The sequence below is a fragment of the Bacillus sp. FSL K6-0268 genome (assembly GCF_038005425.1).
In the GTDB taxonomy this organism is placed as follows: Bacteria; Bacillota; Bacilli; order Bacillales; family Bacillaceae_G; genus Bacillus_A; species Bacillus_A thuringiensis_S.
Genome location: NZ_JBBOTF010000001.1, coordinates 5429089 through 5443467 on the forward strand (window position 1 = coordinate 5429089; position 14379 = coordinate 5443467).

Genomic DNA, 14379 nt, shown 5'->3' on the forward strand with positions numbered 1-14379 from the left:
ATAAGTTTCATATTCGTGTAGTGTAGAGTCAGAATATGAAATATTGCATATGAAAATACATTGAAGTTCATATTTCTGATTACTATAATCTATTTAGTAGAAAGGGAATACGTTATAGAAATAAAATCATTATAGATTAATATAATGATTAATAATTAATAATTATTAATAGGAGGATTGATGTAATGAAAATATTTCAAAAAATGTATGCGTCAACTGTAATCATTACAACACTTTTAGGAACAGGAGGTACTATCAATAGTGTACATGCTGATTCTATAGAACAGCAGAGTAAATTAGGGATAGAACAAGAAACAGATAAGCAAATCATTGTAAAATTTAAAGCAGATTTGGATTTTCCATATGAAGATGGTATTGAAAAACAAATACAATCTCAAACGAATGATAAAGTAATAAAAGATCTTTTGACAGAATATCCAGATGTAACATTTACTCGTTTATTCACATCTGTAAGCCCGGAACAAATACAAAACCTTGAAGTGAAAGCACCTAATCATGTATCTACAAGTTTATTAAACTACTATATTCTTCAAAATCAAAATAGTGGGTATGAAGAAGAAATAGTAGATAAGTTAAAGGCATCTTCTTTAATAGAAGATGCGTATATGAAGAAACAAGAGAAAATAATGCCACCTGAAGTGCAATCATCAAGTGTAGCTCTTAATCCTAATAAAAATCCTAGATTTAAAAAACAAGGTTATCTTGAAGCAGCCCCATACGGTATTAATGCGCCTTTCGCCTGGGGAGTTCAAGGCGGTAATGGAAATGGTATCACTTTTGTTGATATGGAATACGGATGGCTATTAAATCATGAGGATTTATTACATCAAAATATTGAATTAATGTCTGGAAGAAATATAAATCAGCATGTCGGTCATGGGACGTCTGTACTAGGAATTGTATCCTCTGAGGACAATGAAGTCGGGAATATTGGGATTGCGCCAAAAGCGAAAGCAAAGGTTATCTCTCAAATAAGAGATAACGGACAGTATAATACGGCTGATGCAATATTAAGCGCTGTAAATCAGTTAGAAGCTGGGGATGTTTTATTGTTAGAGGCGCAAGCATCCTTTGATGGATATGGTGATAAATATTTACCTGTTGAAGTACAACCAGATATTTTTGATGCAATTCGTGCTGGTACAGATAAGGGAATTGTAATTATAGAGGCTGGAGCAAATGGGTGGAATGATTTAGATCAGTTCAAAGATAGAAAGGGTAAGCAAGTCTTAAATCGTAATAGTAAAGATTTTAAAGATTCGGGTGCAATTATGGTAGGAGCTGGCTCTTCATCTTTCCCTCATGAACGTATGTGGTTTTCGAATTATGGAAGCCGTATTGATGTGTACGGATGGGGAGAAAATGTAGATACAACTACAGCCGAGCAAAGTAGAAGTGCTGTAAATCTTTATACTTCAAGCTTTAGCGGAACATCTAGTGCTTCGCCAATTATTGCTGGGGCAGCGACTTTAGTACAAAGCATTGCTAAAGAAAATTTAGGACAACCATATAGACCTAGTGAACTAAGAGCAATATTAAGCAACCAGAGCACAGGAACAAAATCTAAAGATCCATATGCAGATAAAATTGGTGTTTTACCAGATTTGAAGTCTATACTAGTAAACTTAGGCTTAGGCTATGAACAAAGAAAACTAAACGGTGGGAATGAATTACAAGTAACAGAAAATGAACCAAATAATGAGCCTAGACAGGCAAATAAAGTTAACTTTCATACACCGGTGAAAGGAACGCTACATAATAGTGATAGAGTAGATGTATTTACTTTCCAAATTGACTCGCCGGAAAATATTAATATTTCTCTACTAAATGAACAAAATATCGGAATGACATGGGTACTTCATCATGAATCAGATTTAAATAACTATGTAGCATATGGTGAAAATGAAGGAAATGTAGTTAAAGGAACTTATAATGCAAAGCCAGGAAAATATTATTTATACGTCTATAAATATGAGAATAAAGATGGTTCATATGTATTGAACATAAAATAAGCAAAGGGAACTTCAGATGAAGTTCCTTTAAATTTTTCTAATTTAGTATATGTGAATGATTTTTTAACTTTACTTCTATGCAATATTTCATATTGATGAAATGTTATTTATTTTTTATGAACTAGCCTATATTATATTCAATAAGTTTGATATAAAAACAGAAAAAGAGAGTGATAATAATGAGAAATAAGAAGTTAATTTTGAAATTATTCATATGTAGTACAATATTTATCACATTTGTATTTGCTTTACATGATAAGAGAGTAGTTGCAGCTAGCTCTGTTAATGAGCTTGAAAATTGGTCAAAATGGATGCAACCTATACCTGATAATATTCCGTTAGCACGAATTTCAATTCCAGGAACACACGATAGTGGGACGTTCAAGTTGCAAAATCCGATTAAGCAAGTGTGGGGAATGACGCAAGAATATGATTTTCGCTATCAAATGGACCATGGAGCTCGCATTTTTGATATAAGAGGACGTTTAACAGATGATAATACGATAGTTCTTCATCATGGGCCATTATATCTTTACGTAACACTGCATGAATTCATAAATGAAGCGAAACAATTTTTAAAAGATAACCCGAGTGAAACAATTATTATGTCTTTAAAAAAAGAGTATGAGGATATGAAAGGGGCAGAAAATTCATTTAGTAGTACGTTTGAAAAAAATTATTTTGTTGATCCTATCTTTTTAAAAACAGAAGGAAATATAAAACTTGGAGATGCTCGTGGGAAAATTGTACTACTAAAAAGATATAGTGGCAGTAATGAATCTGGAGGATATAATAATTTTTATTGGCCAGATAATGAGACGTTTACCACAACTGTAAACAAAAATGTAAATGTAACAGTACAAGATAAATATAAAGTGAGTTATGATGAGAAAGTAAAATCTATTAAAGATACAATCAATGAAACGATGAACAATAGCGAGGATTTAAATCATCTATATATTAATTTTACAAGCTTGTCTTCGGGTGGTACAGCATGGAATAGTCCATATTATTATGCGTCTTATATAAATCCCGAGATCGCGGCATATATTAAACAAGAGAATCCAAAAAGAGTTGGTTGGGTTATCCAAGATTATATTAGTGATAAGTGGTCACCGATTCTCTATCAAGAAGTTATAAGAACTAATAAGTCGCTTTAATTTTTATCATAATTTCATAGAAACAATATAACTCTATTAAAAGTCTTGTGGAATTCCCATAAGACTTTTTAGTATTTGATAGTATGAGAATCAAGTTCTTCGAATATAATTATAAGATTAATAAAAAAATGTCGATAAATGTCGATTGTTGTTGTAATATAAAACAAGTAAAATATAATATATAGATGGAGTGATTTTGTTGTCTTTTATTAAAAATAGTAAAATTGGAACGAAATTAAATGTGTTAGTCATTATATCGAGTTTGGCTTGTATCATGTTATCTTCACTCGGGTTTTTAGGGCTTCAAAAAGGTGAAAATGCATCTTCTAGTATGTATGAAGAAAGACTATTACCAATTGAATGGATAGGAATTGTAGAATCAAATTTTTACCATGTTAATATGAATTTTATGGAGATTATGATATCGAAAGATGAAAAAAGAATGAAAGAACTCATAATAGAAATGGATAAGACTAGAAAAGAAAATGATGAGCTGTTAAAACAATTTGAAACTAGAATTAGTTCTCATAAAGAAAAAGATTTGTATAATGCGTTTCAAAGTCAATTTAAAGATTTAAGAGTACAAATGAAAAAAGCACAAGATTTGGGACTGACTAATAATGAAGAAGCCTATAGCTATTATTTAAAAGAAATTGACCCTAATATGGAAAAAACAATTCAGTCTATTCGTGAACTTATTTTATATAATAATAATGCTGCTGAACAGCTACAAAAAGAGAATGTTAATAGTGTGAAAAATACAATCATAACATTTGTAATTATTTCATTTGTTGGAATCATAATAATCATTTTTATTGGTTTTATAACAAAAAATGCTATAAAAAAACCAATTGTATTATTACAAAAAGATATGGAACGAGTATCTGCTGGAGATTTAACAATTCGAACTTCTTATAAATCCGAGAACGAATTAGGCCATATTGTACAGTCCTTTAATAGTATGTTAGATAACTTGCAACAATTAGTCGGTCAGGTGAAGGTTACGGCGAAAGAAGTGATTGTTTCAACTGAAAATATGCTACAAGAGACGAAAACGGCAGCACATATATCAAACGAGGTTGTTCGAACTACTTCTGAAATAAATAAAGAAATAGAGGGACAAGTGACTAGTATTCAAGAAAGTTCAACTTCAATGGAAGAAATTGCAACTGGTGTTCAAACAGTAGCTGAATCTTCAGCGATGGTTGCTGAAGTTGCTGTTGCAACAATAGACCAAGCAAACTCTGGTAGTGAAGTTATAAAACAATCTATTCATCAAATGAATAGCGTGAATGAAGTTGTCGAAGAAACTTCTAAGGTCATTGATAGACTTGTTACGCGTACACAACAAATTGAAGAAGTGTTAGATGTTATTACTAATATTGCGGAACAAACGAATTTACTTGCTTTAAATGCTGCAATTGAGGCAGCACGTGCTGGAGAAAATGGAAAAGGATTTGCAGTAGTTGCAGCTGAAGTAAGAGGTCTAGCTGAGAAATCTAAAACATCTGTAAATGATATAAATAATTTAATACGTTTTATACATCAAGATACAGAGGATACAGTTCATGTAATGAAAAAAGGTCAACAACAGGCTAGTGGTGGTAAAGAAGCAGCGCATAAGGCAGAACTCGCATTTTCATCTATTATGCAAGATATTAATAGAATAACGACCCAAATTCAAGAAGTGTCTGCTGCCACAGAAGAAATGTCTGCTGGGACAGAAGAAGTAAATGCCTCTTTGTCAATAGTTTCTGAAACTGCAACACAAGTCGCACAAGAAACGAATCGAACGGTACAATCAATTCAAGCACAAGCCACATTGATTCAAGAAATAACGACGAAATCTAATGAAATGAAAAAGAAAGTCGAAAATTTAGAAATGCTAATTTCACAATTCATTATTGAAGAATAAGTCTATTAACATTTATCCCGCTATTTGCCGGGCAGTAAGACCCCTACCTCAAAATTCAGCGGAAGCAAAGAAGTTAGGTAGGGGCCTGCTGCCCGTAAAAGCCCGATTGGTGAAGACTGATTAAAGTTTCACTTTATCATTAGTATAAACTTTAAGATACTCAACATAGTGCTGTGTTGTATAATTTGAAAAAGGACCTTCATAGGTTCTTTTTTTGTAAATGGTGTGAACGATACTTTTCATTATGAAAAAATCAAACTTTTAAATCGGGTTAATTTCAAGTGGAAAATGGATATAATTAACCTTGCGAAAAAGCAACTGGTCCTAAGTGATCAGTTGCTTTTTATTTTTAAAGTGGATGAGCAAAAAAACGCGAAAGTGGTTGGTCCGCTTTTTACAAACATCTATTATGATAAGAGAAGAAAGGTAGTATGTTATCAGCATTTTAAAGAGGAAGGTTTTTATGTAAGTTCTTTAATTAAAATAGATGGGTCTTAGAGAGGTGAAAAGACAATGAGTTTTGCAATTTCACTAGTCGTTATTATTGTAATTGTATCGCTATTTGGGACTGTACTAGTTGCAAGAAACGTGGAGGAGAATTACGGCAAGTCTACAAAAAGAAATGTGAAAAACTTATCTGCAATCTATATTCTTCTTCTTTTTGTTCTACTGGTTGGGGTAACATGGTATGTGGTAATGATTTGATAGTTTGTGAAAGAACTGAAATGAGAGTATGAAGTTGGAATTTCAGAAGCTATCGAGTAATCAGAAAGAGAACTATTTTGGATATATCCATTTACGGATAAGAAAATGTGACTAATTAATACTATTTTTACGGTGAATACTGTTAGTAAAAAATGAGGATAGTTCGTTTTGAAAGGAGGGAACTAGATGGAATGGAAACCAAATCGTGCAGATAAGACACCTGTATATAAACAAATTGCTGATTATATTGAAAGAGGCATTTCTTCAGGTGAATTTCCTTCTGATAGTAAGTTACCTTCTGAGCGTATATTGGCAAAGGGATTACAGGTGAACCGGAGTACAATAGTAGCTGCGTATGAAGAATTAAAATCACTTGGAGTAGTAGAACGGCAAAAGGGAAGCGGAACACGGGTCAATACAGACATATGGGGTGTCTCACATAAACGAATACCGAACTGGGGTAGGTACGTGGAGGACGGATCATTCTTACCTAACGTACCACTCGTTCAACAAATTCGAACGGAAACACAAAAAGATGATTTAATTAATTTAGCAAGTGGTGAACTGTCACCAGAATTAATTCCAAGTGATAGATTTCGAACAATTTTGTCGGAGAAAACATTTATGGAAAACCTCGGTTATGACCATCCACTTGGAAATGAGATGTTGAGAAAAACAATTTCAGCACATGTTCAGCAATATAAACAAATTGAAGCAGATTCAAGCTCTATTCTTATTACGTCTGGAGCACAACAGGCGCTTAATCTTATCGTTCAATGTTTATTAAAACCTGGCGATGCGATCGCGATTGAAGATCCTTCGTATTGTTTTTCGCTTCCAATGTTTAAATCGGCCGGTTTAAACATATTTCATTTACCTGTTGATGAGCATGGAATGAATCCAGATGACTTAATCGATTTGCACAAAAAGCATCGCATTCGGATGGTATTTTTGAATCCAGATTATCAGAATCCAACGGGTACTGTACTTTCATTAGCGAGACGTAAAAAGATTTTAGAACTGTCTTCTGAGTTCGGTATACCAATTGTAGAAGATGATCCGTATAGTTTAATTTCTTTTAATGGAGAAGTGAATCCGACATTAAAATCAATGGATCAAAATGGAAATGTTCTTTATATAAGTTCATTATCAAAAATTGTTGCATCAGGATTACGTATTGGATGGATAATTGGTCCTATACGAGTAATTGAGCGTTTAGCAGATGCAAAGCAACAAGTTGATTTTGGCCATAGTGTATTTACGCAGTGGGTAGCAAATCAATTTTTAGAATCAAAGGATTTTCATACACATATTACGATACTTCGTGGACAATTAAAGCAAAGAAGAGATGAATTAATTACAGAGCTTGAAGGAACATTGGGAGACCGAGTTGAATGTTTCGTGCCAGAGGGTGGAATACATGTATGGTGTAAAGTGAAAGGAAAGTTTGATGAATATCACTTATTAGGTGAATCTATACGGAATGGTGTCGCATTTGTTCCGGGCAGTGTTTTAGGTTCGAAAAATGAATATATACGATTTACGTTTGGTAGAGCGAATATAGAACAAATTCAACTTGGAATTAAACGGTTTGCTTACACGCTAAATGAGATTTCATAATATGGATGTGTGATAGTGAAATGAGGGAAATAAATGAAGTACGTGACGCTTTTACTTCAAGTAGGCGTGCTATATGTATTTAGCTTAGTGGGTATGTGGATTCAGGAAATATTCCATCTATCAATACCGGGAAGTTTAATAGGGATGTTAATACTGTTCCTGTTTCTTTTCACTCGCGTTCTACCGTTAAAGTGGTTTGAGTTAGGTGCGGAAAAGTTAATCGTATTTTTACCGTTATTTTTAATCCCTTCGACAACAGGGCTCATGGAATACGGATCTTTTCTTTTAAGTAAGGGGAGTATTATATTCCTTTTAGTAGTTGCAAGTACTATAGTAACTTTAATTGTTTCAGGTTATATAAGTCAATTATTAGTAACATCAAAAAAATAAAATCGACAAGGTGCACGATTCAAATGGTCTTAATTATTATTACTGTAGCAATTTATTTCTTGGCGACAAATCTATATAAAAAATTTACGTTTGCATTTACGTTACCGGTGTTAACAGTTACGGCAATTATGATTTGTTTATTTTTGATTTTTGGTATTTCTCATCATGAGTATAGGGAAAATGGGGGAGACATTCTTTCAAGCTTATTGAGCCCTGCAATTGTAGCATTAGCCATACCTCTATTTAAAGAGCGAAAGATACTGATGAAAAATTTTTTATCGATACTTATCGGAGTAGTGATAGGTATAGTGGCTGTAACGAGCATGAATGTAGTGATTGGCGGAATTTTAAATATAGATAAGGAACTTATATTAACTACTTTACCACAGTTAGCAACGATGCCTATTGCCCTTTCATTAGCGGATCAAATTGGTGGTATTCCATCTATGACTTCTAGTTTTGTAGTTGTTGCAGGGATAACAGGTGCTATTGTCGGACCGACAGTACTTAAGTTTTTCAGTATAACAAGTACGATTGGAAAAGGAGTTGGAATGGGCTGTGCATCACATATTATCGGTGTGAGTCGTTTAGTGAAGGAAGGCGAGAAAGAAGCGACTATCGGTTCGGTAACGATGATTGTAACTGGAATACTCATTAGTATACTAATACCGTATGGAACGAAATTTATTTTTTAAATGTAATGGAGATGATAACAATGACAACATGGTTTATAGTTACATTATTTGTTTTTGGAGCTATTAAAGTATTAGTTTCTAGTATGCCCACTTCTGTTGTAGAATCAATTATTAGTAAATTTGAGTTGCATCAAAAACTTGAGGCGGAAAATACTTCTATATCAATAGATGGAAAAAATATAGAGGGAGAAATGAAACTACAAGTTATTCATGAATTTAATGAAGCTTTGTTTTTAGATAAACATTATTTCCCGCCGCACGGAGAAGGGACACCAATAGTCATTGATACGAAGAAAGGGAATAAAGAGATTAGGTTTTCTCTATATAGTTATGAGGAACATATTGATGTCATTAAGCAATATAAGAAGAAAGTCGTTGCCTATCGTTTACGCTCTAAAAGCCTACAAACACTGGCACCATTAGCAATAATGGAAGAGTATGCTTAAGAAGGGACCTATAATGGTCTCTTTATTTTTTTATCCAATTATATATGTTCCAAATAAAAGAATGGAAAATCATATAACCAAATAAAGAATATGTATGGTTCCAATTCGTACTGTGTATAAATAAACCTAAACTTTCAGCAATCTGTTCAAAAAGGCTAGCACAAATACCAATTGAAATAATAAATAGAATTCTAGAAACTTTAGATAATTTTTTTGAAATGTGTATAAAGATAACTGTTAAAATCGGCAGTACGAATAATGTAAAAGCTATATTAACCGAAAATGTGGATGAGAAGGGTCTAGCTGGAAAGGAATATATTTGTTTATGAACAAAAAAAGCATCTAAACAAGTTCCAATAATAGCAGAGAGAAAGATTGTAACTACTAATGCTAGAAACTCATTCTTCTTCTCGGAGGAGGACATTTTTCTTTGCGAGAATTGCGAGTTCAATTTTTTCGAGTGTTTTGCAGTAGTCTTCTGTAATTTGTCCATTTATATTTTCCTCCTTATCAACTAAATAATGTACAACTTGCCAATCGGTAAACCAATCTTCACTGTCAACTTCCTCATGCTTCATATCTCGCCATGCATAGATGAGTGCAGGGCTGTATATGCGATAAGCGTCATTTCGTAACTGGCATTTTTTTATTCGGCGCTTATAAAACTCACGGGAAAAAGATTCATTTACACTTGAAAATAAATGGGGCCAGTAATCTTTCCTTGATCCCGTGTGCGGATGGTGTTGGGCCCAGCTTATTATTTGAGATAAAACATGTGTATCTCGAAATAATAATGAATATAATCTTTTTCCAATTAATATTCGTTCATGTAAGGAAGTGAAATGTTTCATTGTATCACCAAATAGTAACACTTTTTGTTTCTTATCATTTTCGTAGAATGGGAAAAGGATATGATTAAACTGAAAGAAATCAAAGAGTTTAAATCCAATACTATTGAGTACGGTCTTTTTAAATTGTACATTTTGAATCACTCTTTTTTCTAAGTAGTTTTGTTCATTAATAATAGTTGCAATGGCTAATGTTTTTTTGTTGCCTGTTTTCCAAAAATCGTTCCACATCGTTTCCATAAATGTAGAAACATTTAGGTGAGGGAGAAGGTGAAATAACTTTTGTGATTTCTTTACACTTTGTTCGTAAAGTAAAAATTGAGGGTATACATCTTGGAAAATAAGCCAATTCCCTCTTTCTAAAAAAGAAAAAAATATGAATTGATCTTTCTCTGATAAGATTCTCGTATATAAATCGCCCTTTAAATCAGTCATATTCCAACCGCCGTTACGTGATACCATATGTCCAAGCAGTGCCCAATGTATTTCTGGATATTGAATGTAAAATTGGTAGTATGCGCGTGTTCTTGTAACATTATTTTTATTTAGCTGTTCTGTTTGTATTTTTATTTTGTTGATGATGAGTTGCTCTTCTTTCGTTAATTTATACAAGGTATCAGAAGGAATAAGCTTGCTTTTTTGTTTCAATTCATTTTTTACATCGAATAGGGAGAGGGGCAGTGCTTTGGAAGGTCCGTTATATGTATGATTTGAATTGCTTTGGTCCATTCCGTTACCTCCCTTTTTCATAAATTTAAACATGATTATTGGCTATGAATCATTCTATTTATCCCGCTATTTGCCGGGTAGTAAGATCCCCACCTCAAAATTCAGCGGAAGCAAAGATGTTCGGTGGGGGATCAACTGCCCGTAAAAGCCCGATTGGTGAGGGCTGATAATTAGTGGGGGATGAACAATATCCCCACTGATTAAAGTTTCACTTTATTTTATTACGAGTATAAGAAATAAATGAGCGGTGTTTTTTTACAAGGAATTTATTTATCATGCAAACAGTATAAAAAATCTTACTGTTGTGAGGTGAAATGAAAAACAGAAACGTTGTTTAATAGTTTCTGTTTTTTTATTTTGTCAATTAAATGTAACAAACGACGATTATGATTTGAATCAATTGAAAATAATTCAATAAATACTATTTAAATTGAGATGTTTCGTAGGAGGAAAAGGAATGTTAAATAAAATAATTTTAATTACTGGTGGTACAGGTTCGTGGGGGCATGAACTTATAAAACAACTATTAGAAAAATCACCGAAAGAAATTAGAATTTTTTCAAGAAATGAAACGGTTCAGTTTGAAATGCAGCAACAGTTTATAAATGATGAAAGGTTAAAATTTATTATTGGAGATATTCGTGATAAAGATCAACTAGTCTATGCTTGCCAAGGTGTACATTATATATTTCATCTTGCAGCTTTAAAACACGTTCCAGTATGTGAGTATTATCCTTATGAAGCTATAAAAACCAACATACATGGTACGCAAAATGTAATTGAAGCCTCTATACAGATGCGAGTTGAAAAAGTTATATATGTTTCAACGGATAAAGCAGCTGATCCATCAAATACGTATGGGATGACAAAAGCAATTGGTGAAAAATTAATGGTTCATGCGAATATACAAACGAAGAAAACAAAATTCATTTGTGTTCGTGGTGGAAATGTTTTAGGGACGAGTGGAAGTGTAGTACCGCTTTTTAAACAACAAATTAAAAAATCTTCACAAGTAGGGATTACCGATGCGAATATGACTAGATTTTTCTTAACAGTTGAAGATGCTGTTGGATTGTTATTTAAAGCCGTATATCAAGGTAGAGGCGGGGAAATCTTTGTTATGAAAATGCCGGCATGTAAAATAACAGATTTAGCAGAAGTGTTAATTGAAGATTCGGAAAAAAGGAACGTTAAGGTAAAAGAGGTAGGGATAAGACCAGGTGAAAAATTAAGTGAAATGCTTTTATCTGAGGTAGAGAGTAAAACAAGTATAAGTTTTGATCAAAATTATTTTGTGGTACTACCGACCATTCCTATAGAAGGACTTCAAGAATATTATTCTAGCTATCCGCTAGTGGATGTGAAGAGTTTTAGTTCTCAACAAGACTTACTTGCAAAACATGAGGTGAAACAAATGCTATTAAAAGGAGGATTTTTGCGATGAAAAAAAATGCGAGCCTTTTAATAACTGGTGCAAATGGTTTTACAGGACGCCATGCTTGCCAATATTTTTTAGAGCAGGGCTTTCATGTAATTCCTATGTTTCAAAATCGTGCACATAGAGAAAAAATTAGAAATGGTATTACTTGTAATTTAACTAATAAGAGCGAAGTAATAAAGGTAATGAAACAAATAAAGCCAGACTACGTATTGCATTTAGCAGGAAGGAATTCGGTCATAGAATCTTGGACATCTGCTCTTGAATATATAGAGATTAACGTAATAGGAACGTTATATTTATTAGAAGCAATTAAGCAAGAAGCATCGCATTGTAGAACATTAGTTATAGGATCTGCTTTGCAAGCAGATAGTATGGACGAAATGAAAATTTCAAATCCATATAGTTTAAGTAAAACGATGCAAGTCATTATTGCAGAGGCTTGGGGAGAATTAATGGATTCAAATATTATCATTGCAAAGCCTTCAAATTTAATTGGTCCAGGGGTATCGAATGGCATTTGTTCGATTCTCGCAAAGAAAATGATAGATATAGAATCAGGTAGAAGTAAAGCTATTATTGAAGTAAACAGTTTGAAAGATAGTAGAGATTTTCTAGATGTACGTGATGCGGTTAAAGCGTATCATGTGTTATTACGAGATGGAATAAATGGAAAACAATATAACATCGGATCAGGAGTAAAACGATCTTTATTAGATGTACTAGAACAATATAAAGAATTAACACAGCTAAATTTTTTTATAGAGGAAACAGAGAAAAGTGGGAGCGACTCAAATGAGAGTTTAGTAATAGAGGAAATAAAAAGGTTAGGTTGGATCCCAGAAATTGAATTTCATCAATCATTAAAAGATGTACTTGAGTATGCGAAGTGTAGTGACATCTGCATGCAATGAAAAACAAAAAAGGGTGTAAGAAATATATGAATGGTTATGAAGTAATAGATAATCAAAATACGCTATTTCTTTCAATTGTTGATACGCTGGACTGGAAAGATGAAGAAGCGCATGTATTGCGTCTTTATGAGGCAATACATAAATATCAAGCGTATGTAGAAGAAAAAAGGGTTAATCGAATAAAGTCAGCATTAGAGACCGAAACTAGGTATGTGATTCAAATCTTTGCTCAATATGAGTGTAGTGAGTATGGAAATGATTTTTATGAACTCATTAAAGATCTTTTACAAGATATAGAGGTGGAGTTAAAGATTTATATAAAAAATAATAAGTTTATTTACATTTAAAAGGTAAATATAAAGCTAGATTTTTAATAATAAAGGTGGGTATAAGTTATGAGCAAAACGATTCTTTTTACTGGGGGCGGTACAGCCGGACACGTTATGATTAATATTGTATTAATTCCTAAATTTATAGAGCAAGGATGGAGAGTCGAGTATATTGGATCCAAAAATGGAATTGAAAAATCATTAGTGAAAAATGTTAAATACAATAGTGTTTCAACGGGCAAGCTTAGGAGATATTGGGATTGGGAGAATTTTAAAGATCCTTTTAAAATTATAAGCGGTTGTTTACAAAGTTATAAATTAATTAAGAAAACAAAGCCTGACGTTATCTTTTCAGCAGGAGGATTTGTTTCAGTTCCTGTAGCTATAGGAGCATGGTTAAATCGTGTGCCTATAATTATACGTGAACCAGATAGCACATTAGGACTTGCCAATAAAATAGCATTACCTTTTGCTACAAAGCTATGCACAACATTTCCTCAGACAGGAGAAAATGTAAGTAATGAGAAGAAGGTTTATGTAGGACCGATTGTAAGGGAAGAAATTGAGAAGGGTAACGTATTAAGAGGAAGAAGATATTGTGAATTTCAACAAGATAAACCAGTGTTATTAATTATGGGTGGGAGTCAAGGTGCTAAATGGATAAATGATATGGTAAGGAAATGTTTAGATACAATACTATTAAACTTTAATATTATTCATATATGTGGTAAAGGGAAGGTAGACCCATCTATTGGCATGGAGGGGTATATGCAATTTGAATATATAGGAGACGAGTTGCCGCATATACTAAATATGGCAAGTGTTGTAGTTTCCAGAGCGGGTTCTACTGCTATTTCTGAATTGTTATTTTTGAAGAAACCGATGTTGCTTATCCCGTTAACTAACAGTTCCAGTAGGGGAGATCAAGGTTTAAATGCTGAATATTTTTCACGGCAAGGATATGCGGAAGTAATACTCCAAGACAGAGTAAATACGAATACATTTATACATGCAGTAAATAAGTTGTATACAAATCAGGAGAAATATATTCAAAACATGAATGAATATAAAAAAACAAATGATGAGGGGATTCATCAATTAGTAGATATAATAAATGATGTGGTGAAGTAATAGAAATGTAAATGGAAAAACAAAAG

14 protein-coding genes are annotated in these 14379 nt (G+C 32.9%); 12 read left to right on the plus strand and 2 right to left on the minus strand.

The window, feature by feature from the left end:
• Positions 1-185: 185 nt before the first annotated feature.
• The 8 genes from MHI28_RS28370 (at position 186) to MHI28_RS28405 (ending at position 8964) form a co-directional block, all read left to right on the plus strand.
• Positions 186-2033 (plus strand): S8 family peptidase, encoded by a 1848-nt coding sequence (locus MHI28_RS28370; protein ID WP_340828376.1) that lies wholly within the window; start codon positions 186-188, stop codon positions 2031-2033.
• Positions 2034-2212: 179 nt separating this feature from the next.
• Positions 2213-3193 carry a phosphatidylinositol diacylglycerol-lyase gene (gene plcA / locus MHI28_RS28375; protein WP_001244685.1) on the plus strand — a complete coding sequence of 327 codons (981 nt, stop codon included), beginning with the start codon at positions 2213-2215 and terminating at the stop codon, positions 3191-3193.
• A gap of 199 nt (positions 3194-3392) precedes the next feature.
• Positions 3393-5108, plus strand: a complete 1716-nt coding sequence (locus tag MHI28_RS28380; protein WP_000008149.1) for a methyl-accepting chemotaxis protein — start codon at positions 3393-3395, stop codon at positions 5106-5108.
• Positions 5109-5621: 513 nt separating this feature from the next.
• Entirely contained in the window at positions 5622-5813 is a 192-nt protein-coding gene (locus MHI28_RS28385) for a hypothetical protein (RefSeq protein WP_000006462.1), read from the plus strand.
• Positions 5814-5999: 186 nt separating this feature from the next.
• Positions 6000-7433: a MocR-like pyridoxine biosynthesis transcription factor PdxR gene (gene pdxR, locus MHI28_RS28390; RefSeq protein WP_000454959.1), complete on the plus strand. Its 1434-nt coding sequence runs from the start codon at positions 6000-6002 to the stop codon at positions 7431-7433.
• Between the two features lie 33 nt (positions 7434-7466).
• Positions 7467-7823, plus strand: a complete 357-nt coding sequence (locus tag MHI28_RS28395; RefSeq protein WP_000878483.1) for a CidA/LrgA family holin-like protein — start codon at positions 7467-7469, stop codon at positions 7821-7823.
• A gap of 23 nt (positions 7824-7846) precedes the next feature.
• Complete coding sequence (locus MHI28_RS28400; protein WP_000242949.1) at positions 7847-8518, plus strand: LrgB family protein; 672 nt, start codon at positions 7847-7849, stop codon at positions 8516-8518.
• A 20-nt stretch (positions 8519-8538) separates the two neighbouring features.
• Positions 8539-8964 carry a YfmQ family protein gene (locus tag MHI28_RS28405; RefSeq protein ID WP_000214632.1) on the plus strand — a complete coding sequence of 142 codons (426 nt, stop codon included), beginning with the start codon at positions 8539-8541 and terminating at the stop codon, positions 8962-8964.
• A 22-nt stretch (positions 8965-8986) separates the two neighbouring features.
• Here the strand turns inward: MHI28_RS28405 and MHI28_RS28410 are convergent, their stop codons facing one another.
• Together MHI28_RS28410 and MHI28_RS28415 are read right to left on the minus strand one after the other, a co-directional pair.
• Positions 8987-9388: a CBO0543 family protein gene (locus tag MHI28_RS28410; protein ID WP_042595508.1), complete on the minus strand. Its 402-nt coding sequence runs from the start codon at positions 9386-9388 to the stop codon at positions 8987-8989.
• Positions 9363-10541, minus strand: coding sequence for a DUF2515 domain-containing protein (locus MHI28_RS28415; protein ID WP_000372811.1), 1179 nt, complete (start codon positions 10539-10541; stop codon positions 9363-9365). Before MHI28_RS28415 ends, MHI28_RS28410 begins: the two co-directional genes overlap by 26 nt.
• Positions 10542-10998: 457 nt before the next feature.
• On the opposite strand from MHI28_RS28415, the gene MHI28_RS28420 reads away from it, so the two are divergent.
• From MHI28_RS28420 to MHI28_RS28435, 4 genes are read left to right on the plus strand one after another with little or no spacing between them, the layout of a single operon-like run.
• Entirely contained in the window at positions 10999-11985 is a 987-nt protein-coding gene (locus MHI28_RS28420; RefSeq protein ID WP_000932593.1) for a UDP-N-acetylglucosamine 4,6-dehydratase family protein, read from the plus strand.
• Positions 11982-12893, plus strand: a complete 912-nt coding sequence (locus MHI28_RS28425) for an NAD-dependent epimerase/dehydratase family protein (protein ID WP_000739089.1) — start codon at positions 11982-11984, stop codon at positions 12891-12893. Before MHI28_RS28420 ends, MHI28_RS28425 begins: the two co-directional genes overlap by 4 nt.
• On the plus strand, positions 12890-13240 hold the full coding sequence (locus tag MHI28_RS28430) for a DUF6572 domain-containing protein (RefSeq protein WP_002082318.1): 351 nt from the start codon (positions 12890-12892) through the stop codon (positions 13238-13240). Before MHI28_RS28425 ends, MHI28_RS28430 begins: the two co-directional genes overlap by 4 nt.
• 48 nt (positions 13241-13288) lie before the next feature.
• Entirely contained in the window at positions 13289-14353 is a 1065-nt protein-coding gene (locus tag MHI28_RS28435; protein ID WP_000047567.1) for an undecaprenyldiphospho-muramoylpentapeptide beta-N-acetylglucosaminyltransferase, read from the plus strand.
• Positions 14354-14379 lie beyond the last annotated feature (26 nt).

Bases quoted from the DNA above. Each gene is read 5' to 3' on its own strand.
- MHI28_RS28405 (WP_000214632.1), top strand. From the start codon at position 8,539: ATGACAACATGGTTTATAGTTACATTATTTGTTTTTGGAGCTATTAAA.
- MHI28_RS28425 (WP_000739089.1), top strand. From the start codon at position 11,982: ATGAAAAAAAATGCGAGCCTTTTAATAACTGGTGCAAATGGTTTTACA.
- MHI28_RS28385 (WP_000006462.1), top strand. From the start codon at position 5,622: ATGAGTTTTGCAATTTCACTAGTCGTTATTATTGTAATTGTATCGCTA.
- MHI28_RS28435 (WP_000047567.1), top strand. From the start codon at position 13,289: ATGAGCAAAACGATTCTTTTTACTGGGGGCGGTACAGCCGGACACGTT.
- pdxR (WP_000454959.1), top strand. From the start codon at position 6,000: ATGGAATGGAAACCAAATCGTGCAGATAAGACACCTGTATATAAACAA.
- MHI28_RS28395 (WP_000878483.1), top strand. From the start codon at position 7,467: ATGAAGTACGTGACGCTTTTACTTCAAGTAGGCGTGCTATATGTATTT.
- MHI28_RS28415 (WP_000372811.1), bottom strand. From the start codon at position 10,541: ATGGACCAAAGCAATTCAAATCATACATATAACGGACCTTCCAAAGCA.
- MHI28_RS28420 (WP_000932593.1), top strand. From the start codon at position 10,999: ATGTTAAATAAAATAATTTTAATTACTGGTGGTACAGGTTCGTGGGGG.
- plcA (WP_001244685.1), top strand. From the start codon at position 2,213: ATGAGAAATAAGAAGTTAATTTTGAAATTATTCATATGTAGTACAATA.
- MHI28_RS28430 (WP_002082318.1), top strand. From the start codon at position 12,890: ATGAAAAACAAAAAAGGGTGTAAGAAATATATGAATGGTTATGAAGTA.
- MHI28_RS28370 (WP_340828376.1), top strand. From the start codon at position 186: ATGAAAATATTTCAAAAAATGTATGCGTCAACTGTAATCATTACAACA.
- MHI28_RS28400 (WP_000242949.1), top strand. From the start codon at position 7,847: ATGGTCTTAATTATTATTACTGTAGCAATTTATTTCTTGGCGACAAAT.
- MHI28_RS28410 (WP_042595508.1), bottom strand. From the start codon at position 9,388: ATGTCCTCCTCCGAGAAGAAGAATGAGTTTCTAGCATTAGTAGTTACA.